This window comes from Methylobacterium sp. 17Sr1-1 (genome assembly GCF_003173775.1).
Lineage (GTDB): Bacteria > Pseudomonadota > Alphaproteobacteria > Rhizobiales > Beijerinckiaceae > Methylobacterium.
Genome location: NZ_CP029552.1, coordinates 5255611 through 5281281, shown reverse-complemented (window position 1 = coordinate 5281281; position 25671 = coordinate 5255611). Strand labels below are relative to the sequence as shown.

Sequence of the window (25671 nt, the reverse complement as noted above, 5' to 3'; positions counted from 1 at the left end):
TCAGGCGTATGACATTGGACTGTTTCTGCATTATGCGAGGACCGTGCGTCGTTTCTGCGCGGCGGGCAGGCCTGCCCTCCCGCCGCCGCGGGTAACCATCCCCTCCCCGTTATCCCGGGGCCGCGCGGCGGAACCCGGGACGGCGTCGAGAGATGTCAGCCGGCGGCATGCGATCGATGCCGCCGGAGAAGGCTCTCACGCCCGCGCCATGGCATCGGCCTTGCCGATCAGCGCTTCGGCCATGCGGATCGACGCGATGTCGATGAGCCGCCCGTCGAGGGAGACGGCGCCGCGGCCGGCCTTGGCCGCCTCCTCCATCGCCGCCAGGATCCGCCGCGCCTTGGTCACCTCGGCCTCGCTCGGGGTGAAGACCTCGTTGGCGAGATCGATCTGCGAGGGGTGGATCGCCCACTTGCCCTCGAAGCCGAGGGCCGCGCAGCGCCGGGCCGCCGAGCGGTAGCCGTCCGGATCGGAAAAATCGCCGAACGGCCCGTCGATCGGCCGCAACCCATAGGCGCGGCAGGCGACCAGCATCCGGTTCTGGGCGAACAGCCACGGATCCTGCCAGTGGGTCTGGCGCCCGCCGGCCTCGTCCTTGTCGGTGAGTACCGCGTAGTCCGGGTTGACGCCGCCGATCACGGTCGAGCGGGCGCGCAAGGAGGCGGCGTAGTCGGCGACGCCGAAGGACATCGCCTCCAGGCGCTTCGAGGATTGGGCGATCGCCTCGACGTTGGCCATGCCGAGCGCCGTCTCGATCAGCACCTCGAAGCCGATCGTCTTCTCGCGGCGTTTCGCCTGCTCGATCTGCGTCACCAGCACGTCGATGGCGTAGACGTCGGCTGGCACGCCGACCTTCGGGATCAGGATCATGTCGAGGCGCGGACAGGCCTCCACGATGTCGATCACGTCGCGGTACATGTAGTGGGTGTCGAGACCGTTGATGCGGATCATCATCGTCTTCGTCCCCCAGTCGATGTCGTTGAGGGCTTGGACGATGTTCTTGCGCGCCTGCTCCTTGTCGTCGGGCGCCACCGCATCCTCGAGGTCGAGGAAGATCACGTCGGCGGCGGATTTCGCCGACTTCTCCATGAAGGTCGGGTTCGAGCCCGGCACCGCCAGCTCGGAGCGGTGCAGGCGCGGCGTGGCTTGCTGGACGAGAGTGAAGCTCATCGGGGTTCCTCCCTGGCGATCGTTCGGAATTCCTTTGCGGAAGACAATGCACCAGAAGGTGGGGGCTCCCCTCGTCCCGCTCGTGGACGGGTTAGTCGGGGACAATGCCGGTGCGGGTGCATCTCCTGCCGTCCGGGACGTGTCGGGTCATCCGATCATCCTGGTGGGACTGGTGTCCGGGCAGTACTTGCAAGCGAACGATACCCGCGTCGCGCAGCGGCCGGAATGCCCCAATAGGCCAGGGCGATCGGGTCAGGATAAAGCGCGTCTCCCCTCTCCCGTGTGGGCTACGGCCTTGACGGAAATGGTTCGGCGTCTGTGAGTTGGGCGTCTTTGCGGTTCAGCGAGGACAACCGATGCGAGGCTTTGGATCGGGCGACGTACGCACCGAGGCCCGGGGGGCGTGGCTGTTTGAGCGGATCGTCACCACCGGCAGCGTGGTGCTGAGCACGGTGGGCGGCAGCGAAGCCGGTACGGCGGCCGCCCATCGCTACCTTTCCTCGCCCTGCGCTGACTGGCAGGGCATCCTGCAGGCTTTTGCAGCCCGCACGGCCCAGGCCTGCGCCGGGCGTCCGATCGTGGCCGTCCAGGACACGAGCGAGATCAACTTCACCCCAGCTGCTGCTGGCCGCCATGGCCTGGGGCCGGCCGGCAACGGCCGCAATCCCGGCTTCTTCCTGCACCCGGTCATCGCCGTCGATGCCGAGGACGAGGCGGTGCTGGGCTTGGTCGACGCCCAGCTCTGGACCCGCGCCGCCCGCCAGACGGCGCCACGTCACCGGCGGCCAGTCGAGGACAAGGAGAGCCAGCGCTGGATCACCGGAGCGGCCGCTGCCGCGACGGCTTTGGCCGACACGGCCCGGAGCTTGATCGTGGTCGCCGACCAGGAGGGCGACATCTACAGCCACTTCGCCCGTCGGCCCGCGGGCAGCGATCTTCTGGTGCGGGCACGCCATGACCGGCCACTGGTTGAAGGGGCAGCCTTCAGGACAAGGCGTCATGGCCCGTCGCGACAACCGGCACCGTGGAGGTGCCGGCTCGCCCTGGGGTGCCGGCCCGCATCGCCAAGGTGAGGCTGCAGGCCGGACCGGTCGAGGTGGTCCGTCCCTCCGGCCCAGGCGCCCGCGAGCCGGCCAGCCTGAGGCTGCATGGCGTCTGCGTGCAGGAACTCGAGCCGCCTGTGGGCGTGACGCCCTTGTGCTGGCGGCTTCTGACGACGCGGGCGGTGCCGGATGCCGCCGCCGCGCAGGACATGGTGCGGCTGTACCGGTTGAGGTGGCGGATCGAGGAGGTGTTCCGCGCTCTCAAGCGCGACGGGCTCGGCCTGGACGAGACACAGGTGCGGGTGCCAGACAAGCTGTTCCGGCTGAGTGCCTTGGCGCTGGGAGCCGCCGTGCGGATCCTGCAGTTGGTCGATGCCCGCGACGGCAGCCGACGACCGATGCAGGACGTTCTGGATAAGGCGGCTCTGCCAGTGGTCGCGGAACTGGGGCGGGCCTGCGAGGGCAGCACGGACCGCCTGCGCAACCCTCACCCCGTCGGCAACCTGAGCTGGTTAGAGTGGATCGTGGCCCGCCACGGCGGCTGGAACGCTCCCAACTCGCCACCCGGTCCCAAGGTCGTCGCGCGCGGATGGGAGCGCTTCTCGGCCATGCTCGCCGGTGCCCTCCTCGCGAGAGACTCACTTCCGTCAAGGCCGTAGCCCACTCGGGAGAGGGGAGACGCGCTCGATATTGTCCGGAATCTGTCAGCGAGCGCCGCAGGACATACGAAAAGAGGGAGGAGGCTCCTCGCCCCCTCCCTCCTTTGCAACCGGCCGGTCCTCAGCCCTGCGCCAAAGCCGCTGCCACCCGGCGCGCGAAGGCGACCGGGTCGCGCGGCGGGTCGCCGCCCTGGACGTGGGCGAGGTCGACCAGCGTCTGGGCCGCCTCCCCCACATCCTCGCCCGCCGCCGCGCGCTCGGCGATGCGGCGGATCAGCGGGTGCCGCGGGTTCAGCTCCAGCACCGGCTGGCCGCCCATGCCGCCGGCGCCGCGGCCGGCGCGGCGCAGGAGGCGCTGCATCTGCAGGTCCGGCCCGAAGGCCGGGGCCGAGAGCAGGACGGCGCTGTCGACGAGGCGCTGGCTCGCCTTGACGTCGGAGACGTCGTCCTTGAGCGCCTCCTTCAGCTTCGGCAGCAGGTCGGCGAGGTCGGCCGGGGTGTCGCCCTCGGAGACCTCCGGTTCGAAGGCCGAGAGGTCGTCGCCCCCTTGCGTGATGCTGCGGATCGGCTTGCCCTCGAACGTGTCCATCCGCTCGGGCCAGAACGCATCGACGTGGTCGGAGAGCAGCAGCACCTCGAGGCCGCGGGCGGAAAAACCCTCGATCTGGGCCGAGCGCTTCAGCGCCTCGGTGTCGTCGCCGACCAGGATGTAGATCGCCTCCTGGTTCGGCTTCATCCGCGAGACGTAGTCGGCCAGCGAGGTCCAGCCCTCGACGGTCGAGGAGCGGAACCGCAGCAGGCCGGCGATGTCCTGGCGGTGCTCGGCATCCTCCCACAAGCCCTCCTTCAGCACCGGCCCGAAGGCCTGCCAGAAGGTGGCGTAGCTCTCCGCGTCCTTCGCGCGGGTCTTCAGCTCCGAGAGCACCTTCGCCGTGACGGCGCGGCGGATGCGGGCCAGCACCGGCGTGGCCTGCAGCATCTCGCGCGAGACGTTGAGCGGCAGGTCCTCGGTATCGACCACGCCCTTGACGAAGCGCAGCCAGGACGGCAGCAGCCCGGCGTCGTCGGTGATGAACATCCGGCGCACGTGCAGGCGCACCTTGCTCTCGCGCTCCTCCTCGACCGCCATGAAGGGCTTCATGCCCGGCACGAACAGCAGCGCGGTGAATTCGAGCTGGCCTTCGGCCCGCCAGTGCAGCGTCGCCCAGGGCTTGTCGAAGGCGTGCGCGACCTGGCGGTAGAACTCGGTGTACTCCTCCTCGCTCACCTCGGATTTGGCTTTTCGCCAGAGCGCCGTGCCCTTGGTGCTCGGCACCTCCTCGCCGTCGCGCACGAGCGTCACCGGCACGGTGATGTGGTCGGCCCACTTGCGCACGATGGTCTCGAGGCGCAGCGGCTCGAGATACTCCTCCGCATCGGCCTTCATGTGGAGCACGATGTCGGTGCCGGCCTCAGGCTTGGTGGCGGGCGCCAGGGTGTACTCGCCCTGCCCCTCCGAGGCCCAGGTCCAGGCCTCGTCCGATCCGGCCTTGCGCGAGGTGACCTCGACCCGGTCGGCGACCATGAAGGCGGAGTAGAAGCCGACGCCGAACTGGCCGATCAGGCTCGGGCGCTCCTCGGGCTTGGCGTCGGCGAGCGACTGGCTGAAGGCCCGGGTGCCGGAGCGCGCGATGGTGCCGAGATTCTGCGCCAGCTCGTCCTTCCCCATGCCGATCCCGGGATCCGAGATGGTCAGGGTCCGTGCCGCCTTGTCGGGGTTGATCCGCACCTTGGCATCCGCCGGCAGCGCCAGGGCGGAATCGGTCAGTGCCCCGAACCGGCGCCGGTCGACCGCGTCGGCGGCGTTGGCGACCAGCTCGCGGAGAAAAATCTCGCGCTCGGAGTAGAGGGCGTGGACCACGAGGTCCAGGAGGCGCCCGACCTCGGCGCCGAACGAATGCCGCTCCACAGTCTCGCTCACGTGTCGGTTCTCCGTTGGGAACAAATCGTCGCGGGCGGATATGCGGGGCCGGGCCGGGCTTTTCAAGGAAGCGGCGGCGCGGTCAGGCGGGCGACGATCGCCCGGACCTCGTCGCGGCCGGCCGGCGCGAGATCGACCGAGCGGTGGATCGACAGGCCCTCGATCATCGCGTCGAGGGCGCGTGCGGTCTCGGGCGCGAAGTGCTGCTCCAGGGCCGCGCGGCTCTTGCCCATCCAGCCCTGCATCACGCGCCGCAGGGCCGGCACCCGGGCGGCGTAGGCGTAGAGCTCGTAGCTCAAGAGCAGGTTGCGGGGCGTGGCCCAGGCGTCGTCGACGACGAGATCGACGACGGCCTCGCAGGCCTCCGCACGGGTTCCGGCGGCCGCCAGCCGCTCGGTGAACCGGGCCGACACGTCGTCGGCGAGCAGCGTGAACGCCTCGGTCAGGAGATCGTCGAGGCTCGCGAAATGATAGGTCATCGAGCCGAGCGGCACGTCGGCCGCGGCGGCGATCCGCCGGTGCGTGGTGCCGGCGACGCCGTGCGCGGCGATCGTGTCGAGGGCCGCCCGCAGGATGCGGGCGCGGCGGTCGGGATCGTGGCGGCGGGTGGCGGCGGGCAAGCGGGTCTCGCGTCGGTTGGCTTTCGGTCGCGATGCGTACATATGTACGCATCGGCGCGACTCTCGCGCCGACCCTAGCGGAGGACCGGACGCGATGACCATGACGGGCCAGAAGCAGAAGATGCTCGCCGGCGAGCTCTACATCGCCGACGATCCGGAGCTCGCGGCCGACAACCGGCGCATCTCGGCGTGGATGGACCGCTACAATGCCAGCAACACGTTGAGCCAGCCGGAGCGGCAGGCGCTGATGGCGGAGGCCTTCGCCCGAGTCGGCGAGGGCTGCAACATCCGCCCGCCCTTCTTCTGCGACTACGGCTACAACATCAGCCTCGGCCGCGGCGTCTTCCTGAACTTCAACTGCTGCATCCTCGACGTGGTGCAGGTGACGATCGGCGACATGACGCAGATCGGGCCGGGCGTGCAGATCCTCACCGCCGATCACCCACGCGATCCGGTCCAGCGCAAGCAGATGCTCGAATTCGGCCGGCCGGTCGTGATCGGGGCGAATGTCTGGATCGGCGGCGGCGCGATGATCCTGCCGGGGGTGACGATCGGCGACGACGCCATCATCGGGGCCGGCAGCGTGGTCACCCGCGACGTGCCGGCGGGGGGCATCGCGGTCGGCAATCCGGCGCGGGTGCGGGTAGCGGGCTGAGCCGTCGAGAAGAACGTCCGAGGCCCGTGCGTGACGAACTGACATCGACGCATCCACCTCACAGGGTCATCCCGGGGCTCGCCTAAGGCCAGAGCCCGGGGTGCCGCAGGCACGCCCAGAACCGCAGGTGATGCAGAACGAGGCGCGACGCCCTCCGCTTCATTCTGGACGACCTGCGGTTCTGGATCCCGGGCTCCGCTGTGCGGCCCCGGAATGACCCGGCGGGTGCCAAGACCGTCGAGACCGTCCGTCGATGTAAAATTCTCCTCACCCCTCCGGCCGCCGCACCACCAGCAGATTCGCCACCAGCACCTGCACCGCCTCGCCGTGCTGGTTCAACGTCGTGGTGCGCACCTTCGCCAGGCCCTGGCTCGGCCGCGAGCGGGAGGGGCGTACCTCGATCACCTCGCTCTCGAGCCGGATCGTGTCGCCCGGGCGCAGGGGCTTGGGCCAGCGCAGCTCGTCCATGCCGGCTCCGATGATGCCGCCGGCGAGCCGCATCTCGCTGCCGACGAGGAGCCGCATGGTGAGCGACGCGGTGTGCCAGCCGCTCGCCGCGAGCCCGCCGAAGAAGGTCGCCTTGGCCCGCTCGGCGTCGAGGTGGAAGGGCTGCGGATCGAAATCCCCGGCGAAGCGGACGATGTCGGCCTCGGTCACGGTGGTCTCGCCCGAGCCGTAGACCTGGCCCGGCGCCAGGTCGTCGAGGAACAGCTCCCGCATCATCCTACTCCCCTCCCGCTGCGGCGAGGACGGGCGTCGGCGCCCGCTCCCCGCGAAACCATACCCCGGCTGCGACCGCGCCGGCATTGATGAGCCCGAGGGCGGCGAGCCCGAGGCCGAGCGCGAGGAAGACCCCGTCCAGCCCGAGGCCGAGGCGCAAGGCCAGGACGCCGCCGCCGATCGACACCGCCATGCGGGCGAGCCCCGCCACGAGCGGCCAGCCGACCCGGCCGGCGCCTTGCGAGGCGAAGTAGAGGGCGAGCCCGATCCCGGCGAATCCGTAGAACGGCCCGACGAGATGGAGGTAGCGGCTGCCCGTGGCGAGCATCTGCGGGTCGTGGCCGAACAGGCTCAGGAACGGCAGCGGCCAGAAGGCGGCGGCAAGGCCGATGGCCTCCGTCAGCGCCCCGGCGATCGCCGCCCCGGTCCAGGCCACCTTGAGGGCGCGGGCCCGGTCGCCGGCACCGATGCAGGTGCCGACCATCGCGCCGATCGGCGCGCCGAGGCCGAAGACGAGGGGCACGAGCAGGTATTCGAGGCGCGCTCCCGTGCCGTAGCCCGCGACCGCCGCCGGCCCGGCCGCGCCCGCGAAGGCGGTGGCGGCGGCGATGGTGACGTTGGTGGTGGCGCTGACGATCGACGAGACGGCACCGATCCGCAGGATGTCGCGCAGGGGCGCCCAGGCGAGACGCGGCGGGCGGGGAGCGGGCCGCAGCAGGCCGCGCCCGGCCCAGAGATGATGGGCGAAGACGAGGCTGCCGGCGGCGTAGTAGGCCAGCACCGCGACGCCGCCGCCGACGATGCCCAGGCCTGGCACCGGTCCGACCCCGTAGATGAGGGCCGGGGAGAGCGGCACCAGCACGGCGGCGCCGACGCTGATGACGATCGCCGGCAGCGCCATGTTGCCGGTGCCGCGGATCACCGCCGCGAGCGCATTGAACAGCCAGACCAGCACAGCGCCGCAGAAGACCACGCCCCCATAGGTGGTGGCCGCCTGGAGCGAGGCGCCCTCGCCCCCCATCGCCCGGTAGAGCGCCGGCCCGAAGGCGAGGTCGAGAACTGTCGTGAGGAGGCCGAGGACGAGGGCGATGGCGGCGGCGTACCACGGCAGCCGATCGGCCTCCGCCCGCCGCCCGGCCCCGAGCGCGCGCGCCACCGCCGACAGGATGCCGCCGCCCATGGCGCCGGCGGAGATCATCTGCACCAGCATCAGGACCGGAAAGACCAGCGCCATGCCGGCGAGCGCATCGGTGCCGAGCCCGGCGACGAAGGCGGTCTCGATCAGCCCGACCAGGGCCTGGACCAGCATCACGACGACGTTCGGCGCCGCGAGGCGCAGCAGCGTCGCGCCGATCGGGGCGTGGAGCAGGCGGTGGGTGCGCGCGTCCATCGGGCCGCACTCCTCGTTCACGTCAATGCGGCCGGCGGGTCCGGCGCCGCGCAATTAGTGGCATATGCAAGTTTCTCGTCAAGCCGGAAGGTGGTGGATTGCTGTCGTCCGGGTACGATCCGGGATGGTGGCCTGCCAGCGCATCCCGCGGATCCCTCGCCTCGCGCAAGCTCGCCCCCTTTTCCCGAACGACTGAAACGAAGGGGAAGGAGATCCGGGATCCAGCACAAAGAGTCGCGAAGCGTCCGTCTCTCCGCAACGTTGCAGACATAGAGACGCTTCGCGACTTCTTATGCTGGATCCCGGATCTCCTTCCCCTGACGCTGCAGTCGTCCGGGAAAGGGGGTTGCATTCGCAGTCGCGATGTCCTGCTTGGTATTGGCGATCTCTTCGACGGTGTTGGATCGCCGATCGGCTGGGCCATCTTGGTACGGCGCCGCGTCGGCGTACAGGCCAGGCCGGCGGATCGGCCTGAATCTCCAAGCCCCTACGCCACCACCCCCAGAGCCGCCAGCCGCTCCGCCTCGGCGGAGGCGAGGTCGAAATCGTCCTCCGGCACGCGCGGCAGGAAGCGCTCGACCTGCTCGCAGAGCACGATGTCGGGCAGGATCCGCTCGATGTAGCCCCAGTCGAGACTCGACGACCAGATGAAGTGGACCTCGCGAAAGGTCTCGGCCAGCATCGCGGTCAGGCCGTTCTCGGAGAAGTTGGCGCAGGAATCGCCGAACAGCACCAGGGTGCGGGGATCGGCCTCCGGGGAGGCGTTGCGGTAGACCGCGTGGGCGCCGCTATGCAGCTCGCCGAGGCGGCCGGCGGCGGCGTAGGCGTCGATGAGGCGGCCGCCGCCGACCCGCTCGGCATCGCGGAAGAGCCGGTAGTTGCGCACGGTCTCGAGGGGCGGCGCGTCGAGCTTGTTGCCGATGTCGAGCACGGCGTCGAACTCGTCGAACGGCCGCGCCAGGAAGTCGGTGCGCGGGGCGGCGCCGCAGGCCCGGCAGACCAGCCGGTAGGCGAGCAGGCAGCCGTGGATGTTCCAGTGCGTGTCGGTCCGGTAGTGCAGATTCTCGTCCCGCCGGGCCCGCATCGGCCCGACGAGGTCGATCCAGGCCCGGCGCCCCGGCCAGGACCAGCGCATCAGGGTGCCGAGGCGGCGGGCCGGCCCGAGGCGCGGGTCGAGGGTCAGGCCGTCGAAGCGGTCCTCGTAGATGCTGAGCTTCTCGGGCACCACCAGGTGCAGGTAGCGGCTGCCGAGGCCCTGGCAGCGGCGGATGCGCCGCTGGATCTGCCGGCGCCACAGGCGCAGCACCCGGTCCATCGGGCGGATCCGCCGGTACTGGTCCGCGACCTCGTTGGTGCCCCCGGTGAGGAAGAGCCAGCCGTCCTTGCCCGCGTGATACATCCGCTTCCCTGCTCGCGGTCCCGCGAGGGGAGATCCGCCACCCGAGCGGGTCTGCTACGGCGCAGCGGAAAAGGAAAGATGACCGGGCGCCGGATCCGCCCTCGCCGGTCGGCGGGAGCCGATCAGGGCAGGTGGATCAGGGCAGGTGGATCAGGGCAGGTGGATCAGGGCCGGCGGACCTTGGCGCCGTAGCGGCGGCGCCACTCGGCCAGGATGCGGGGCCGGTTGCGGGCCATCCACTCGAGGTCGTTGCGGATCATCCGCGCCTCGGCGTGGGGCGGGTAGAGCGGGCCCGGGCTGGAGACGCCCGGATAGGCCACGATGGCGAAGCTGCGGGCGTAGAGCGCGTTGGCCTCGCGGCTCGCCGCCCAGTCCGCCACCCGCCGGGCGAGCGCCCGGTGCGGCCGGCCGGCCACGACCGCGAAGCCCTCCGCCTCCCAGCCGGTGCCGTCGACCGGCACCACGATGTCGATGGGCGCGCCCGCCGCCTTCTCGGCGGCGGCCCGCATGTCGAGCGAGAGGCCAGCGGCGGCGCGGCCCGCGGCGGCCTCCTGGCACGGGCCCGAGCCGCTCGGCAGGTAGGCGGCGACGTTCTCGTTCAGCGCGTCCATGTAGGCCCAGCCCGCCTCCTCCCCGAGGGTCTGGAGCCAGCCGGCGACCAGCAGGTAGCCGGTGCCGGAGGCCGCCGGATCCGGCATCACGATCCGCCCCTTCAGGGCGGGGCCGAGCAGGTCGCGCCAGAAGCTCGGGCGCGTGATCCGGTCCCGGCCCGCCACCTCGGTGTTGAAGCAGATGACGCCCAGATAGGCGTCCATGCCGGTCCAGCTGTAGGGCGGGCTCGGGTCGCGGAAGAACGGCCGCAGCGCCTCGACGCCGGCGGGCCGGTAGGGATCGAGGAGGTCGGCGGCCTCGAATTGCAGCAGGCTGGTGGCCGCGATGCCGAGGAGGAGGTCGGCCTGCGGCGCCGCGCGCTCGGCGAGCACGCGGTCGGTGATGATTCCGGTCGAGGCGCGCTGCCAGGCGATCTCGACCTCCGGCACCGCCGCCTCGATCGCCCGGCGGATCGGGTCGAGCTGCTCGGGTTCGAGGGCGGTGTAGGTGACGAGCCGGGTGCGCTCCGCGGCGGCGGGCGCCGGGCACGCAACGACGCATGCCGTGAAGCCGGCGACGAGGCAGGCGGCCGCGCGCCGTCCTCCGCTCCCGCTCGCTCGTCGGCCGCCTGACGATGCCGGCCTGCGCATCGCGCTCCCCGTCTCCGATCGGACCTTGCCCCGATTCCTGCCTCGATGCACGCATCCCTCAGCGTAGAATCCTCCGGTGACGATGCGGTGACGCGCCGCAGGCCGCGGCCCGTGCCCTCCCGCGCCCGCTCGTGCCCTTCCGCGCGCCCTTCCGCGCGCGGGAAGTCGGCCGTCCGACATCCGGTATCGACTTGCCCCAACTCCCGGTTCAGCGCGGACCATGCGATAGGTCGTTGATATTGCCAGTTGTTCCCTGTCGGGAGGGTACCCACGCGCCCCCGACTTGCTCTAGGATGATTGCCGCACGGACCGTTTCCAGAGACGCCACGGTATGACCCAACCGACTCCGCCAGTCGCCTTGATCGCGGATGACGACGATTTCTTCCGCCTCGCCGTGGTGGCGATCCTCACCCGCAGCTTCGGCTTCGCCGAGGTCGTCGAGACCGGGTCCCTCGATGCCGCCCTCGACCAGCTCTCGACGCGCCGGGGGGCCGTGACCCTGGCGCTGTTCGACCTCGCGATGCCCGGCATGGAGGGGCCCGGGAGCCTGAGCGCGGTGCGCGAGTGCTTCCCGGCGGTGAAGGTGGCGGTGGTCTCGGCCTCGACCGAGCGCAACAAGATCCTCACCGCCCTCGAGGTCGGCGTCCACGGCTACGTGCCGAAGGGCATCGGCTCGGCCGAGCTGACCCGGGCGGTGGGCATGATCCTCGACGGCCAGATCTTCGTGCCGGCCTCCCTGGCGGTGCTCGACGGCGCCGGCCCGCGCCCGGCGCTCGAAGCGCGCAGCCCCGCCTCCGACGGCCGGCCGGACTGGCGTCCCGACGGGCGCCAGGACGGGCGCCAGCCGCGCATCCCCGACCTGACGCCGCGCCAGCGCGACGTGCTGGCGCTCCTGGTCGAGGGGCGCTCGAACAAGGAGATCGCCCGGCGGCTCCAGCTCGGCGAGGGCACCGTCAAGGTCCACATGGCGGCGCTCCTGCGCAGCCTCGGGGTGCAGAACCGGGCCGCGGCGGCGGTGGTGGGGGCGCGGCTCCTGGCCGATTGAGGCTCCCGGCCGATCGACGCTCGCGGCCGATCACGGGGCGTTTCCGATGGAGCGCCCGCGGTGAGAACATCGTGCAATACTTCCGCTTCGCCGCTCCTTTTATTCCCATGCGCACAAGGCGGCGTGGGAAACGAATTCAACCCGGTCGCCTGTCATCGCCGGGCCTGTGGCGGCCAATTAGTTGACTGATGCTGACCCTGGGTCATTACCTTGGAACCGTTCACGTCTTGACACTGGGATTGGCTGCTTTATCAGCTTATGGTGTGGCGGATCGGCCGGCGGGAAGCGCTCGCATCATCGATTGACCCTCAATCGTGGCGCAACGGAGCGAGGGCGCGTCGCGGACGAATTCCGATCGGCCGCGTGGCGGGGCACGGTGGGTACGAGCGATGGATCGGGAAGCGATCGGGACCGAGAACATCCACGCTACCCTGAACGCTCTGCTGAACCTGCCGCCGCTGAGGAAATCGCCGCAGCTCTCGGCCTTCCTCGCCTACGTGGTCCGCGAGAGCCTGGCCGGGCGCGGCAGCCTGCTGAAGTCCTACACCATCGCGACCGACGCCCTCGGCCGGTCGACCAGCTTCGACCCGGCGACCGACGCCATCGTGCGGGTCGAGGCCCGGCGCCTGCGGCAGGTCCTGCAGCAGATCTACGCCGATCCCGCCTGCCCGCTCGAGGTGCGCATCGACCTGCCGCTGGGCCGCTACGAGCCGAGCTTCCGGCAGATCATGCCGGTCGCGGGATCGCCCGCGCCCGCCGGTCCGTCGACGGTTCCGGCGGTGGGAGGCGCGCACGAGAGCGAGCAGCGCTACCGCGCCCTCGTGGAGGCGAGCGCGGCGGTGGAATGGCGCTCGAGTCCCGACGGCCAGCTGATCCAGACCTTCGGCCTGAGCGCGCGGACCGGCCTGAACGATACCGAACTTCAGGGCTTCGGCTGGCTCTCCACCCTGCATCCGGCCGACCGTGCCGGCGTCGAGGCCCTGTGGCGGGCCTGCTGCCAGAGCGGGACTCCGCTCGATGCGACCTACCGGGTACGCCACCGCAACGGCCAGTACCGCTGGATGCTCGGCCGCGCCGTGCCGCTCGAGAACACCGAGGGGGCGATCCGCGAGTGGGTCGGCACCATGGCCGACATCGACGAGCAGGTCCGCGCCGCCGAGGCCCTGCGCACCAGCGAGGAGCGGCTGCGCCTCGCTGTCGCGGCGGCCGAGATGATGACCTGGGACGTCGATCCGTCGACCCGGGAGGTCACCTGCTCGGAGTTCGGCGAGGGGCTGATGGGCCAGACGAGCGGACCGCTCGACGAGTTCCTGGCGATGGTCCTGCCGGAGGACCTGCCGGCCGTCCTCGCCAGCCTCGAACCGGCCCTGCGCGGCGAGGGCACCTACGACGCGCAGTACCGCGTTGCCAACCCCGATGGCCACGTGCGCTGGATCTCCGCTCGCGGCAGCCTGGTGACGGCGCCCGACGGCCGCGCCCGGCTGATCGGGGTCGCTTGCGACGTCTCGAGCCGCTACATCAACCCGCGCCGCGCCGGCGAGCAGCGAATGTCGGCCTGACGCGGCCGACCTCCGGTCCGGGGGCTCGCGCGGCGGGCCCGGGTGGCGGCTTCAGGCCGCGGCCTTCGCCGGGCGGGGCCCGCGGGGCGCGGCAGCGCGCTTGCGGGCGGGCTTTGCCGCGGGATCCCTGGCAGGCTCCTTCGCGGCCTTGCCGGCGGGCATCGCGCCGCGCTCGGCCCCGTGCCACCAGCCCTGCCAGCTCCAGCGGCCCGGACCGGTGACGGCGTAGAGCACGAAGCCGGCGGCGAGGCCGAGCTGGGCCAGGAACAGCTCCTGCTCGACCCGGGCGACGGCGCCGGAGAACTCCCAGAACCGGTGCAGCAGCAGCCCCGCCACCACCGCGTGGAGGGCGAGGCCCAGGCCGACGAGGCGCGGCACGAGGCCGAGCGCGAGGAGCAGCGGCCCGAAGAGGCCGATCACCACCGAGGCGGTCGCGACCGCGTTCGGGTAGGGCATGCCGGTGCCGGCCAGCGTCAGCGCGAAGCCCGAGGGGTTGAGCGCCCGCGCGATCGCCGCCGGCAGCAGGGACGAGGCCAGGAGCAGCCGCCCGGCGAGCAGGATTCCGTCGTTGCGCGCAGCCATCCCGAGACACCTCACTTCGATGCCGGGACGGTGGCGCGGGACCGGTTAAGGCGCCTCTACCGGGCCCCGCTTCCGAACAGCCGGCCGCGCTCGGTCCACAGCACCATCGCGAGGGCGAGGCTGCTCAGGACGCCGTAACCGATCGCGAGCGGGGTGACGGTGCCGTCGAAGGACTGGCCGACGAGGAGGCCGCAGAACGCCGCGAGCAGCGTGGTGTAGAAGCCGATGAACGACGATGCCGTCCCGGCGATCGCCGCGAGCGGCTCCATCGCCAGGGCGTTGTAGTTCGGCATCGCGAAGCTCATCAGGAACTGGCACGCGGCCAGGGTGACGATCAGGAGCCACAGCGGCGGCGTGCCCGCGAAGGCCACGACCAGCGCGAGCTGGAGGCAGGCGGCGAGGAACAGCCCGAGCGTGCCCGCATGCGCCAGCCGCCGCATGCCGAGCCGGCGCACCAGGCGCGCGTTGATCAGCGTCGCGACGCCCATCGCGCCGGCGATCAGCGCGAAGGCGACCGGGAACAGCGGCCCGAGATGGTAGAGGCCGGTGTCGAACACGGCCTGCGCCGAGCCGACATAGCCCATGATGCAGCCGGTGGTGAGGCCGAGCGCCGTGGCGTAGCCGAACGAGGCGCGGGTGCGCACCGTGACGCCGATGCCCGCCCCGATCGCCCGGGCCGAGACCGGACGGCGGAAGGCGGGGTGCAGGGTCTCGGGCAGGCGCGTGCCGAACCACGCGAGCGTGACGAGGGCGAGCGCCAGCATCATGCCGAAGATCAGGCGCCAGTGGCCGAAAACGAGCACGGCGCCGCCCATCGAGGGGGCGAGGATCGGCACGATGAGGAAGACCATCATGCAGAACGACATCACCCGGGCCATGTCGCGGCCCTCGTAGCGGTCGCGCACGATCGCCACCGCGAGCACGCGGCCCGCCGCGCCGCCCACGCCCTGGATCGCGCGGGCCAGCAGCAGCACCTCGAAGCTCGGCGCCAGCATCGCGAGCACGCTGCCGGCGAGATAGATACCGATGCCGACGATCAGGGCCGGGCGCCGCCCGGTCCCGTCCGAGACCGGGCCGTAGAGGAGCTGGGCGGTGCCGAAGCCCAGCATGTAGACGTAGACCAGCAATTGCAGCCGGTTGGGATCCTGGACCGCGAAGTCGCGCTGGATCGCCGGGAAGGCCGGCAGGAAGCTGTCGATGGTGACCGCGGTCAGGCCCATCATCAGCGCCATCAGGGCCACGAACTCGACGAAGCCGGGCCCTGCCCAGCCCGATTCGGCCCGGATGGTCTCGACGGGACTCGCCCCGCCGCTCGCGCTGGTCGCCATGGTCATCCCGAGGGGCCGGCTCGCGGGAAGGGAAGCCGGCACGGTTGCCGAGCAGTGCCGGAGACCGCCCGCACCCGCAAGGCGGGCCGGGGCATGGCTGCGATGCGGCGACTCCCGCCGCCCCGGGCAGCGATGCGGCAGCTGGCGCGTGATATGACCGATGATCTCCTGCATGCCGAACGACTAGATCTTGTTCCGACAAGGCGGCCGCCCCGTAATGTAGGATAAAATTCTGATTCGACGACCTGCCGGTCATTCATCAACGGTTAGATGATTTCGACGTAACGGAAGCCGGTCTGTCGCAAGACAAGCAAGAGGGCATGACCTTGACTGCTGACGATCCCGTCGCGCCGCGGGTGCCCGAGCCCGTCCCCATCGAGCATCTCGACTGGCTGCTGCGGTTCGATCCCTGCGTCGAGGCGCGGCACGAGGCGGAGCATGGCCGGGATCGCGCCGCCGGGCTGCCGCAGATCATCCTGGTCGGGATGGTCATCTACAACGTCTACAACTTCACCAGCTTCTCGCTGACGCCGGACATCGCCGAATTGAGCGTCATGGCCCGCCTTCTGGTGGTGACGCCGATGGCTCTGGCGATCGCCTGGCTGGTCGTCCGCGTCGGGCCGGTCCTTCGCGAAGGCCTGATCCTCGGCGGAATGATCGGGGGCGTGGTGGCTCCGATACTGTTGTTCTGGTTGACGCGGGCCCCTCTCGGCAACCACACGTTCGTCGAGCCGGTCCTGGTCATCATCTACGGCAACGTCTTGCTCGCGATGCGCTTCCGCCACGCCCTCGCCTTCTCGGCCGTCGCATCCGCCTGCGCCATCCTGGCCGCTCACACCAAGGTGGGCCTCGATCCGATCCTGCGTGACGCCTTCTGCGTGCAATTCGAGACCGCCTGCCTCTTCAGCCTCTACGCCAATTATCGCATGGAGGAGCGGCGCTGCCGTGAATACCTGCGGACCCTGGCGGCGCAGGACGCCTCGATGGCGGCCGAGACGGCGCGCCGCCGCTATCAAGGCTTGTCGAGCACCGACGCCCTCACGGGCCTGCCGAACCGCCGCGCTCTCGACGAGACCGCCGAGGCCTGGTTGGCCGAGGAGCGTCCCGCCGCCCTGATGATGATCGACGTCGATCACTTCAAGGCGTTCAACGACACCCTCGGGCACCCCGAGGGCGATGCGTGCCTGCGCCGGATCGCAACGCTGTTCGCGACCTTCGTGCCCGGTCCCAACATCCTGGCCGCCCGCTTCGGCGGGGAGGAGTTCGCCTTCGTCGTGCGGGATGCCGGCGCGCCGGAGGTGGTCCGGCTCGCCGCCGCCCTGGTGCGCGCCGTGGAGGCGCTCCATATCGTTCATCCGGGCCGCCCGGACGGGCATGGCGTCGTCACCGTCAGCGTCGGCATCGCGCTCAAGGAAGCGGGCGTCGCGTGCACCCGGGAGGCCCTGCTCGCGAAGGCCGACCAGGCCCTCTACCGGGCCAAGCGCCTGGGGCGGAACCGCCATGCCCTGGCGGAACACAACTCCGTCGCGGCGATCCCGTCGGTGTCGGTGATCGTGAAATCCGCCTGACCCGCCCGGGCCGTCCCGGCCCGGTGACGTCGTCAGGCGAGGTCCGGAACGGTACGGGAGCCGCCCCGGCGGGGCCGTGGCTCGATCAGCGCCCGGTGCAGCGCAGGGCCTCGCGCTGGCAGGCGAAGCCCGGCGTCGAGCAATGGACCCCGTCGGCGCCGCGGGTGCAGACGCGGCAGGAATCGGTCCATTCGCGGCAGCCCGGATCCTCGGCCGGCGACGCGACGGTCGGTGGGGGCACCGGCCCCCGGGCCGGCGCGAAATTCGCGACGAGGATCGTCGCCAGGGTGGCGATGGCGGCGATCCACGCGAAGGCGGCGTCGCGGGAGCGGTCGGGTCGGGTCTCGGCCATGCCGGGGGTCCTCACCCGCCGCCCCTCGCCTGTCAATCCGCCATCTGCATCCTTACTCGGCCGCCCTGACCTCCGGGGTGGCGACGCCCGCCGCCGCGAGCCGCGGCGCGTTCGCGGCCTCGGCCACCGGCAGCGCGTCCTCCTCGGCCAGGACCACGAAGCGCCCGGCCTCGCCGTCATAGACCAGCAGGTGCCCGGTCTCGATCTCGAACAGCCAGCCGTGCAGGGTGAGCTGGCCCGAGGCGAGCGCGCTCGCCACCGCCGGATGGGTGCGCAGGTGGTTGAGCTGGGCGAGCACGTTCTCCATCGCCAGGGCGTGGAGGCGGCGCTTGTCGTCGATGTCGTCCGGATAGGCGTCGCAGACGATCTTGCGCGCCGCCTCGCCGTGGCGCAGCCACGCCGCGACGCTCGGCATCTTCTCGGCGAGGCCCGGGGTGAGCAGGCCCTTCATCGCCCCGCAATCCGAGTGGCCGCAGACCACGATGTCCCGGACGTTGAGCGCCATCACGGCGTATTCCACCGCCGCGGTCACGCCGCCCATCATGGTGGCGAAGGGCGGCACGATGTTGCCGACGTTGCGGGTGACGAACAGCTCGCCGGGGCCCGCCTGGGTGATCAGCTCCGGCACGACGCGGGAATCGGCGCAGGAGATCACCAGCGCCTTCGGCTTCTGGCCGTCATGGACGAGGCGCTGATAGACCGAGCGCTGGCTCGGAAACACCTGCTCGCGGAACTGGGTGAACCCCTGGACGATGTTGTCCATCATCGGCAACCTCCTCTCTCTCGGCCGCAACCGTGCGGGCCCGTTCGAGGGCCGCGCCATGACGCCGAGAACGTCGCGAGGGGCCGGCGGGTTGCCCCGGGTCACGCCTCTCCCTGTGCGTCATCTGGCCCGGCAAGCGGCCGGGATGAGACTTCGGTCCTCGTGCGTGACCGGCGCGCCGGGCACCCTACTGCGACGCCCCCTCCCCGATCATCGTGAAGCCCTGCGCCTCGAAGAAACGCCGGGCGGCCTTGCTCCTGAGATAGGCGAGGAAGCGCGCGCCGCCCTCGCCCTTGGCCTCGGCCGTCACCGCGAAGGGGTAGACCACCGGCGGATGGCTGTCCGCCGGAAACACCCCCACCACCTTCACGCCCGGATCCGACCTGGCGTCGCTCTCGTAGACCACGCCGAGGGGCGCCTCGCCGCGGGAGACCAGCGCCAGAGCCGCCCGCACGTTGTCGGCTTGCGCCAGCCGCGGCTGCACCTGCGCCCACAGGCCCAGCTTCTCGAACGCCGCCTTGGCGTACTTGCCGATCGGCACCGAACTGACCTCGCCGGTGGCGAGCCGCCCGTCCGGCCCGAGCGCCCGGGTGACCCACTCCGCCGTGAACGCCGCCTCGGACACGGTCGCGTCCTTGGGCGCCACCACGACCAGGCGGTTGGCGAGCAGGTTCACCCGGGTCTCCGGCCGGATCAGCTTGCGGGCGGCGAGATAGTCCATCCATTCGAGGTCGGCCGAGGCGAACAGGTCGGCCGGCGCGCCCTGCTCGATCTGGCGCGCCAGCGCCGAGGAGGCGGCGTAGCTCGCCCGGACCGGGAGGCCGCTCTCGGCCGTAAAGGCCTTGCCGGCCTCGTCGAGGGCGTTCTTCAGGCTCGCCGCCGCGAACACCGTCGCGGGTTCGGCCGCCGCGGCCGGGAGGGCGAGGGTCGCGGCGAAGAGCAGGCAGGCGGCCCGGACGATGCGGCGCATGGCGATGGATCCTCGGCAGGCAACGGCTGTCCGCGTTATATGCGGCCCGTCATAACATCGGCCAGCCCCGGACCGCGGATCGATCCTTTTCTTGCGGTCACCAACCATCGTCGGGTTCGCCGGGGCCTCCGGCGCGTGCGACACTCCCCCCAAACGAACGAGACGGTCCGGGGGGAACCGACACCATGCTGCTCTACGAGCACCCGCTCTCGTCCTATGCGCAGAAGGTCAAGATCGCCCTGCGCGAGAAGGGGGTGGCCTTCACGGCCGAAGTGCCGGAGACCTTCGGCACCGGGCGGAGCGACGGTGCGTTCGCCAAGGCCAATCCCCGCACCGAGGTGCCGGTGCTGATCGACGGCGGGGTGAGCCTCTTCGACTCGACCGTGATCCTCGAATACGTCGAGGAGCGCTGGCCCGACCCGCCGCTGCTGCCGCGCGATCCCGCCGCCCGCGCTTTCGCCCGCATGACCGAGGATGTCTGCGACACCCAGTACGAGGCGGTGAACTGGGGTTTCGGCGAGATCCTGTGGTTCCGCCGCGCCACCGGCGCGCTGGCCGACCAGCTGCGCGCCGAGGCCGCGGCGCAGACGAAGACCTTGCAGGACTGGCTGACCGGCCGCCTCGGCGAGTCCGAGTGGTTCGGGGGTGAGCGGTTCGGCTGGGCCGACGCGGCCGCGGCCCCAATGGTCAACCGCTCGGTGCATTACGGGCTCGGGCCCGCCGAGGGCAGCCCGCTCGCCCGCTGGCACGCGCGGATCCGCGAGCGCCCCTCGGTGGCGCAGACGTTCCGGGAATTCGACGCAGCGGCGGCCCGGATGGCCGAGGCCGCCGCCCTCTACACCACCGGCGGGCGCCGGCGGGAATACCGCGACCACCGCCTCGAATGGATGGTGAAGTCCGGCGGCGTCGAGGTGGTGCTGGCGGGCCTGCGCGACCGCACCATCCGCTTTCCCTGGCCCGGCGGCGGGGAACCCTGACGCCGCCCCGCCCAAAACAAGAACAGTCCCGGGAGACCCCATGCACCCCCTGCGCATCCTCGACCGACTCGAGGAGATCCTGATCGCGAGCCTGATGGCGGGCGCGACGCTGCTGATCTTCGTCGCCGTCGTGCACCGCTACGCGTCCGGCATCGACGCCCTCTATTCCATCACCACCGCGATCCACCTCTCCTGGGCCCAGGAGCTGTGCATCTACATGTTCGTGTGGATGGCGAAGTTCGGCGCGGCCTACGGCGTGCGCACCGGCATCCATGTCGGGGTCGACGTGGCGGTGAACCAGCTGCCGCCCGCCTGGCGCGACCGGATCGTGCTGTTCGGCCTCCTCTGCGGCGCGCTGTTCACCGCGATCGTCGGCACGATGGGCGCCCGCTTCGTCTACGGCCTCGTCGACACCGACCAGACCACCCCCGACCTCGAGATCCCGAGCTGGGTCGTCTACCTGGCGATCCCGCTCGGTTCGTACCTCATGTGCTTCCGCTTCCTCCAGGTGGCGTGGAGCTTCTGGCGCACCGGGGAGCTGCCCCACCACGATCCGGGCCACGTCGAGGGCGTGGTCGAGAGCCCGCAGGCTGCCCAAGATCTCGCGCAGGACCTCGCTGCCGAAGCCCGCACCGGAGGCCGTGCCCGATGAACGCCGCCATCATCTTCGGGCTGCTCATCGCCCTGATGCTCACCGGCATGCCGATCTCGATCGCGCTCGGCCTCTCGGTGCTCACCTTCCTGTTCACCATGACCACCGTGCCGATCGAGGCGGTGGCGCTCAAGCTGTTCACCGGGATCGAGAATTTCGAGATCATGGCGATCCCGTTCTTCATCCTGTCGGGCAACTTCCTCACCCATGGCGGCGTCGCCCGGCGGATGATCAACTTCGCCACCGCGATGATCGGCCACTGGCACGGCGGCCTGGGGCTCGCCGGCGTCATGGCCTGCGCGCTGTTCGCCGCCATCTCGGGCTCGAGCCCGGCCACCGTCGTGGCGATCGGCTCCATCATCCTGCCCGCCATGGTGGCGCAGGGCTTCCCCAAGCGCTTCGGCGCCGGCGTCATCACCACCTCCGGCGCGCTCGGCATCCTGATCCCGCCCTCGATCGTCATGGTGATGTACTCGGTCGCCACGAGCGGCGCGGTGGTGACCGGGCCCGACGGCCAGCGCGTCTCCTCGGCCTCGATCTCGACGCTCTTCGTCGCCGGCGTGATCCCGGGCCTGATGCTGGCGGCGCTCCTCGGCCTCACCACCTGGTACCGGGCGCGCAAGTTCGGCTATCCGCGCATGCCGAAGGCGAGCTGGCGCGAGCGCTGGGTCGCGTTCCGCAAGTCGGTCTGGGGCCTCCTGCTGATCGTGCTGGTGCTGGGCGGCATCTATAGCGGCGCCTTCACCCCGACCGAGGCGGCGGCGGTCAGCGCGGTCTACGCATTCGTGATCGCGCTGTTCGTCTACCGCGACCTCACCTGGCGCGACGTGCCGCGGGTGCTGCTCGATTCGGCCAACATGAGCGCGATGCTGCTCTACATCATCACCAACGCGGTGCTGTTCTCGTTCCTGATGACGAGCGAGCAGATCCCGCAGGCGATGGCGAGCTGGATCACCGGGGCCGGCCTGAACTGGGTGGTGTTCCTGCTCATCGTCAACCTGCTGCTACTCGTCGCCGGCAACGTGATGGAGCCCTCCTCCATCGTGCTGATCATGGCGCCGATCCTGTTCCCGATCGCCGCCAAGCTTGGCATCGACCCGGTGCATTTCGGCATCCTGATCGTGGTCAACATGGAGGTCGGCATGTGCCACCCGCCGGTCGGCCTCAACCTCTACGTCGCGTCGGGCATCACCCGCATGGGCATCACGGAACTGACCATCGCGGTCTGGCCGTGGCTCCTGACCATGCTGATGTTCCTCGTCGTCGTGACCTACGTCCCGGCGATCTCCCTGTGGCTGCCGCGGATGCTCGGGATGATGTGAGATCCCGCCGAGACGCTGTAGGGTCCGGGCGGTGTCAGATCCGTCCGGAGTTCCACCATGACCCTCGTGATCCCGGTGATCCTCGGCTCGGTGCGCCAGGGGCGCAACGGCCTGCGCGCCGCCCGCTACGTCGCGGGCGCCCTCGCCGCCCGCGGCCACGAGGCGCCGCTGGTCGATCCGGCCGAGCTCGGCCTGCCGCTTCTGGACAGGATGTACAAGGAATACCCGAAGGGCGAGGCGCCCGACGCCCTGGAGCGGCTGGCGGCGCTCCTGCGCCGGTCGGACGCCTTCGTGGTCGTCTCGGCGGAGTACAACCACAGCATCCCGCCGGCCCTGTCGAACACCCTGGACCATTTCCTGGAGGAGTATTTCTGGCGGCCCTCGGCGATCGTCTGCTACTCCGCCGGCCGCTACGGCGGCGTGCGCGCGGCGATGCAGCTGCGCGCCATGCTGGGCGAGCTCGGCACCCCGAGCATCCCCTCGCTGCTGCCGATCCCCGAGGTGCACAAGGCGCTCGATGAGGAGGGCCGGCCCCTCCTTCCCTGGCTGGAGCGCCCGACCGGGCGGTTCCTCGACGAGCTGACCTGGTACGCCGAGGCGCTGCGGGAGAAGCGGCGGGGCGGGGTGCCGTACTGACGCTTCGGCGGGGACTGAAGCATCCGCGGCGCGCGCGGGGCTAGCGTCCGCCACCGGCCCATTTCCGGTGCCGGAGGGGACCGACCATGAACCCGGACGCCGCCATCCGCCACATCCACCGGCAGTGGCACGACAGCGTCGTGCATCGCGACATCGAGGGACTGACGGCGCTCTACGCCGAGGACGCCGTCTTCGAGAGCCCGCTGGTCTGGGCGTCCCGGCCGGAGGGCGACAGCGGGATCCTCACCGGCAGGGCGACGATCCGGGACTTTTTCGAGGACGGCTTCCGGTCGCCGCAGAACGGCTTGGGCCGCTGGTACCGCACCGGAATCGTCTTCTCCGCGGGGCAGCAGATGGCATGGGAATACCCGCGCCAGACGCCGGACGGCGACCAGATCGACCTGATGGAGATGATCGACCTCGCCGATGGGCTCATCGCCCACCATCGGGTCTATTGGGGCTGGGTCGGCGTCCGAACGCTCGCGCGCCTGCTGCCGCGATAGAACTTCATCCGACGAAGCGGATACCGGTTCGTCGAGAGACAGCGACGGTTCCGAGCGGCCAAGATCCCGAGGGGAGACAAGATCCGGAGGGGAGACATGCCGCTTCCACCTCCGTCCCTTTCCCGGACGACTGTAACGAAGTGGAAGGAGATCCGGGATCCAGCGCAAAAAGTCGCGAAGCGTCCATCTGCTTGCAACGGTGCAAAGATAGAGCCGCTTCGCGGCACTTCCTAGCTGGATCCCGGATCTCCTTCCGCTAACGCTGCAGTCGTCCGGGAAAGGGGGAGAAGCGGCAGCGGGTTTGGCTGAGCGAGGAAACTCGGCGGCACCGAACTTTCGCTCTATGCCAGTGTCGTGCGCCGTGCCGCGTCGCAAGCAGACGTTGCTCCATCCCGCCGTCAGACCACCCCCGCCCGCAAAATATCGTGGATGTGCAGGATCCCCACCGGGCGCCCGCGCTCCACCGCGAACAGGGCGGTGATCTGGCTGCGGTTCATCAGCTCCAGGGCGGCGCTGGCGAAGGTGCCGGGGCTGGTGGTGATCGGCGACGGCGTCATGATCTCCTCGACCCGGCGGGCGAGGAGGTCGCTGTGGCCGGTGCCGGCGCTCATGTGGCGGCGCACGTCTCCGTCGGTGATCATGCCGACGAGCCGCCCCGCATCGTCGACGATGCCGGCGCAGCCGAAGCGCTTGCCCATCACGGCGATCAGCGCCTCGGAGACCCGCAGGCCCCGGGGCACCAGCGGCATCTCCTCGCCGGCGTGCATCAGCTGGGCCACGGTCTTGAGCCGGGCCGCGAGCTTGCCGCCGGGATGGAAGAGCTTGAAGTCGCTGGCCGAGAAACCGCGGCGCTCGAGAAGCGCCACCGCCAGCGCGTCGCCGAGGGCGAGCTGGATCACGCTCGACGAGGTCGGCGCGAGGTTGTGCGGGCAGGCCTCCTTCACCAGCGGCAGCGGCAGCAGGATGTCGGCGGCCTGGCCGAGCGTGCTGCCCGGGTTCGAGGTCATGCCGATCAGCGTGACGGCGAAGCGCTTGGAGAAGCTGATCAGGTCGCCGAGCTCGGCGGTCTCGCCGGACCAGGACAGGGCGATGACGATGTCCTGCTGGGTGATCATCCCGAGGTCGCCGTGGCTGGCCTCGCTCGGGTGGATGAACGAGGCCGGGGTGCCGGTGGAGGCGAGCGTCGAGGCGATCTTGCGCCCGATATGGCCGCTCTTGCCGATGCCCGACACGATCACCCGGCCCGGAATGGCGTGGATCGCCGCGACGGCGGCGCCGAACCCGGCCTTCAGCTCGTGGTCGAGGGCGCGGGCGAGGGTCAGGAGCGCCTCGGCCTCGGTACGGACGCTGCGGATGGCGGAGAAATGCGCCGCCTCGACCACCTGCGCCGCCGCACCCTCGTGCGCCTCGTAGCTCTCGGCCCGGTTCGAACTCTCCATCGTGCTCCTCGATCGCGACGTGATCCTGCGGCCCGGAGCCTGCCGACTCATTTGCGGCCAGAATACGTGTGCCGGCGCCGCCGCCCGGTGATTTTCGGCGGTGGCGGCGCCGGCGCCTCAGGCGCCGCGCCGCCCGCCGAGGTAGTTCTCCACGAGGCCGGTCAGCTCGGCGGCGGTCTCGGCCACATTGTGGTCGGCGGTGTCGACCACCGCCCGGGCCCGGGCGTAGAGCGGCTCGCGGCTCATCAGGATGCCGCGGATCTCCCTGAGCGCGTTGTCGCTGTCGGGCATCCGCGTCGGGGCGATGCCCTTGGCGGCCTGCTCGCGAACGCGGTGGATATGCTCCTCCGGCCGCGCCTTGAGCCAGACGGTGAAGAACGAGGACAGCAGGAGGTCGAAGGTGACCGGCTCGGCGACGATGCCGCCGCCGGTCGCCAGCACCATCGGGCCCGGCCGCTCGGCGAGGCGCCGCAGCGCCCCCTGCTCCAGGCGGCGATAGGTCTCCTGGCCGTAGATCGCGAAGATCTCGGCGACCGACAGGCCGTTCTCGCGCTCGATCTCGCGGTTGAGCTCGACGAAGGTCCAGCCCATCCGCTCGGCGAGGATCCGCCCGAGGGTCGACTTGCCGGCGCCGCGCAGGCCGATCAGCGCCACGCGCTGCGTCGGGGCGCCGCCCGGCGCGGCCGCGCCCGAGAGCACGCGCTTGGCCTCGGCGATCTGGTCCGCCGAGGCCTTTTCCAGGAGGTCGCGCACCACCGGCCAGTCCGGCGGGCTCTCGACCGCCGCGATCAGGTCCTCGAGCCGCACGCCCATGGCGAGCGCGACCCGGCGCAGCAGGATGATCGAGACGTTGCCCTGCCCGCCCTCGAGCTGCGCGATGTAGCGCTCGGACAGGCCGGAGGTCTGCGACAGCATCTTGCGCGACATCGCCCGCACCGCCCGCATGGTGCGGACGCGCTGGCCGAGGACGGCCAGGAAGTCGGATTCCGGATCGTCCGCCTGGGTGGCGCCGGCCGGGAGCTCGTCCGCGCCCGGGCGCGGTCCTTGTCTGCTGGGCATCGCTCGCGCCTCACCGGGACCGGAGGACGAAGCGGCGGCTTCGTCCGGGCGGCGGAAGG

At 70.9% G+C, this 25671-nt stretch carries 25 protein-coding genes; 11 read left to right on the top strand and 14 right to left on the bottom strand.

Annotation, left to right across the window (positions count from 1 at the left end; genetic code table 11):
* Positions 1-195: 195 nt before the first annotated feature.
* Entirely contained in the window at positions 196-1170 is a 975-nt protein-coding gene (locus DK412_RS23995) for a CoA ester lyase (RefSeq protein WP_109974014.1), read from the bottom strand.
* Between the two features lie 356 nt (positions 1171-1526).
* On the opposite strand from DK412_RS23995, the gene DK412_RS23990 reads away from it, so the two are divergent.
* Positions 1527-2243 carry a hypothetical protein gene (locus DK412_RS23990; protein ID WP_109973536.1) on the top strand — a complete coding sequence of 239 codons (717 nt, stop codon included), beginning with the start codon at positions 1527-1529 and terminating at the stop codon, positions 2241-2243.
* Complete coding sequence (locus DK412_RS23985) at positions 2201-2872, top strand: transposase (RefSeq protein ID WP_204165412.1); 672 nt, start codon at positions 2201-2203, stop codon at positions 2870-2872. The genes DK412_RS23990 and DK412_RS23985 overlap by 43 nt, the downstream gene beginning before the upstream one ends.
* A 121-nt stretch (positions 2873-2993) precedes the next feature.
* Here the strand turns inward: DK412_RS23985 and htpG are convergent, their stop codons facing one another.
* Positions 2994-4832: a molecular chaperone HtpG gene (gene htpG / locus DK412_RS23980; RefSeq protein WP_109974013.1), complete on the bottom strand. Its 1839-nt coding sequence runs from the start codon at positions 4830-4832 to the stop codon at positions 2994-2996.
* A 62-nt stretch (positions 4833-4894) separates the two neighbouring features.
* Positions 4895-5452, bottom strand: a complete 558-nt coding sequence (locus DK412_RS23975; RefSeq protein WP_109974012.1) for a TetR family transcriptional regulator — start codon at positions 5450-5452, stop codon at positions 4895-4897.
* 100 nt (positions 5453-5552) lie between these two features.
* Here DK412_RS23975 and DK412_RS23970 point away from each other — a divergent pair, with 100 nt between their 5' ends.
* Entirely contained in the window at positions 5553-6107 is a 555-nt protein-coding gene (locus DK412_RS23970) for a sugar O-acetyltransferase (RefSeq protein ID WP_280953996.1), read from the top strand.
* A gap of 267 nt (positions 6108-6374) precedes the next feature.
* Here DK412_RS23970 and DK412_RS23965 read toward each other — a convergent pair whose 3' ends face one another.
* The 4 genes from DK412_RS23965 to DK412_RS23950 form a co-directional block, all read right to left on the bottom strand.
* Complete coding sequence (locus DK412_RS23965; RefSeq protein ID WP_109975461.1) at positions 6375-6827, bottom strand: MaoC family dehydratase; 453 nt, start codon at positions 6825-6827, stop codon at positions 6375-6377.
* A gap of 4 nt (positions 6828-6831) precedes the next feature.
* Positions 6832-8217: an MATE family efflux transporter gene (locus tag DK412_RS23960; RefSeq protein ID WP_109974010.1), complete on the bottom strand. Its 1386-nt coding sequence runs from the start codon at positions 8215-8217 to the stop codon at positions 6832-6834.
* A gap of 487 nt (positions 8218-8704) precedes the next feature.
* A complete protein-coding gene (locus DK412_RS23955; protein WP_109974009.1) occupies positions 8705-9616 on the bottom strand; it encodes a hypothetical protein in 912 nt (303 codons plus the stop codon).
* A gap of 164 nt (positions 9617-9780) precedes the next feature.
* On the bottom strand, positions 9781-10857 hold the full coding sequence (locus DK412_RS23950; RefSeq protein WP_109974008.1) for an extracellular solute-binding protein: 1077 nt from the start codon (positions 10855-10857) through the stop codon (positions 9781-9783).
* Positions 10858-11188: 331 nt separating this feature from the next.
* Between DK412_RS23950 and DK412_RS23945 the strand changes: the two genes are divergently transcribed.
* Both DK412_RS23945 and DK412_RS23940 read left to right on the top strand, forming a co-directional pair.
* Positions 11189-11902 carry a response regulator transcription factor gene (locus tag DK412_RS23945; RefSeq protein WP_109974007.1) on the top strand — a complete coding sequence of 238 codons (714 nt, stop codon included), beginning with the start codon at positions 11189-11191 and terminating at the stop codon, positions 11900-11902.
* Between the two features lie 389 nt (positions 11903-12291).
* Entirely contained in the window at positions 12292-13461 is a 1170-nt protein-coding gene (locus DK412_RS23940; protein ID WP_109974006.1) for a PAS domain-containing protein, read from the top strand.
* Between the two features lie 51 nt (positions 13462-13512).
* Here the strand turns inward: DK412_RS23940 and DK412_RS23935 are convergent, their stop codons facing one another.
* Both DK412_RS23935 and DK412_RS23930 read right to left on the bottom strand, forming a co-directional pair.
* Complete coding sequence (locus DK412_RS23935) at positions 13513-14043, bottom strand: DoxX family protein (RefSeq protein WP_109974005.1); 531 nt, start codon at positions 14041-14043, stop codon at positions 13513-13515.
* Positions 14044-14099: 56 nt separating this feature from the next.
* Positions 14100-15371: a multidrug effflux MFS transporter gene (locus DK412_RS23930; RefSeq protein WP_109975460.1), complete on the bottom strand. Its 1272-nt coding sequence runs from the start codon at positions 15369-15371 to the stop codon at positions 14100-14102.
* Between the two features lie 320 nt (positions 15372-15691).
* On the opposite strand from DK412_RS23930, the gene DK412_RS23925 reads away from it, so the two are divergent.
* On the top strand, positions 15692-16939 hold the full coding sequence (locus DK412_RS23925) for a GGDEF domain-containing protein (protein WP_109974004.1): 1248 nt from the start codon (positions 15692-15694) through the stop codon (positions 16937-16939).
* An 85-nt stretch (positions 16940-17024) separates the two neighbouring features.
* Here the strand turns inward: DK412_RS23925 and DK412_RS23920 are convergent, their stop codons facing one another.
* The 3 genes from DK412_RS23920 to modA all read right to left on the bottom strand — a co-directional run bounded on the left by DK412_RS23920 (position 17025) and on the right by modA (position 19024).
* A complete protein-coding gene (locus DK412_RS23920; RefSeq protein ID WP_109974003.1) occupies positions 17025-17291 on the bottom strand; it encodes a hypothetical protein in 267 nt (88 codons plus the stop codon).
* Between the two features lie 52 nt (positions 17292-17343).
* Positions 17344-18054, bottom strand: coding sequence for a carbonic anhydrase (locus DK412_RS23915; protein WP_109975459.1), 711 nt, complete (start codon positions 18052-18054; stop codon positions 17344-17346).
* Between the two features lie 187 nt (positions 18055-18241).
* Positions 18242-19024, bottom strand: a complete 783-nt coding sequence (gene modA / locus DK412_RS23910; protein ID WP_109974002.1) for a molybdate ABC transporter substrate-binding protein — start codon at positions 19022-19024, stop codon at positions 18242-18244.
* A gap of 185 nt (positions 19025-19209) precedes the next feature.
* Here modA and DK412_RS23905 point away from each other — a divergent pair, with 185 nt between their 5' ends.
* From DK412_RS23905 to DK412_RS23885, 5 genes are all read left to right on the top strand, one after another.
* A complete protein-coding gene (locus tag DK412_RS23905; RefSeq protein ID WP_109974001.1) occupies positions 19210-20001 on the top strand; it encodes a glutathione S-transferase family protein in 792 nt (263 codons plus the stop codon).
* 40 nt (positions 20002-20041) lie between these two features.
* Complete coding sequence (locus DK412_RS23900) at positions 20042-20653, top strand: TRAP transporter small permease (protein WP_109974000.1); 612 nt, start codon at positions 20042-20044, stop codon at positions 20651-20653.
* Positions 20650-21975 (top strand): TRAP transporter large permease subunit, encoded by a 1326-nt coding sequence (locus DK412_RS23895; protein ID WP_109973999.1) that lies wholly within the window; start codon positions 20650-20652, stop codon positions 21973-21975. Before DK412_RS23900 ends, DK412_RS23895 begins: the two co-directional genes overlap by 4 nt.
* Positions 21976-22032: 57 nt before the next feature.
* A complete protein-coding gene (locus DK412_RS23890) occupies positions 22033-22611 on the top strand; it encodes an NAD(P)H-dependent oxidoreductase (RefSeq protein ID WP_109973998.1) in 579 nt (192 codons plus the stop codon).
* An 86-nt stretch (positions 22612-22697) separates the two neighbouring features.
* Positions 22698-23114, top strand: coding sequence for a nuclear transport factor 2 family protein (locus DK412_RS23885; RefSeq protein WP_109973997.1), 417 nt, complete (start codon positions 22698-22700; stop codon positions 23112-23114).
* Positions 23115-23512: 398 nt separating this feature from the next.
* Here the strand turns inward: DK412_RS23885 and DK412_RS23880 are convergent, their stop codons facing one another.
* Complete coding sequence (locus DK412_RS23880; protein ID WP_109973996.1) at positions 23513-24553, bottom strand: KpsF/GutQ family sugar-phosphate isomerase; 1041 nt, start codon at positions 24551-24553, stop codon at positions 23513-23515.
* 117 nt (positions 24554-24670) lie between these two features.
* Positions 24671-25612, bottom strand: a complete 942-nt coding sequence (locus tag DK412_RS23875; RefSeq protein WP_109973995.1) for a helix-turn-helix transcriptional regulator — start codon at positions 25610-25612, stop codon at positions 24671-24673.
* Positions 25613-25671 lie beyond the last annotated feature (59 nt).